At 58.0% G+C, this 231-nt stretch carries 1 protein-coding gene; it reads left to right on the top strand.

The window, feature by feature from the left end:
• Window positions 1-173, top strand: a 173-nt coding sequence (locus ACCD02_RS32815) for an OprD family outer membrane porin (protein ID WP_413310742.1), incomplete at its 5' end; no start/stop codon positions are given.
• Between the last annotated feature and the right edge of the window lie 58 nt (window positions 174-231).

Raw genomic sequence — 231 nt, 5'->3', positions numbered from 1 at the left:
TCACCGATGGCAAGGAATGGGGGCGCGAATCGGAACTGGCCTACGTGTTCCAGAGCGGCACGTTCAAGAACCTCAGCCTGCGCTGGCGCAACTCCAGCATACGTCGGGACTTCAGCACCAACGAGTTCGACGAGAACCGGATCTTTATCAGTTATCCGATTTCATTGCTCTGACGAGCATTGGCCCTGCCCGACAGGGACAGCCGGTAGGGCACGTCTGTGGGAGCGAATT

The organism is Pseudomonas sp. Pseusp88 (assembly GCF_047303955.1).
GTDB lineage: Bacteria > Pseudomonadota > Gammaproteobacteria > Pseudomonadales > Pseudomonadaceae > Aquipseudomonas.
This window is presented reverse-complemented; position numbering and strand designations above follow the sequence as displayed.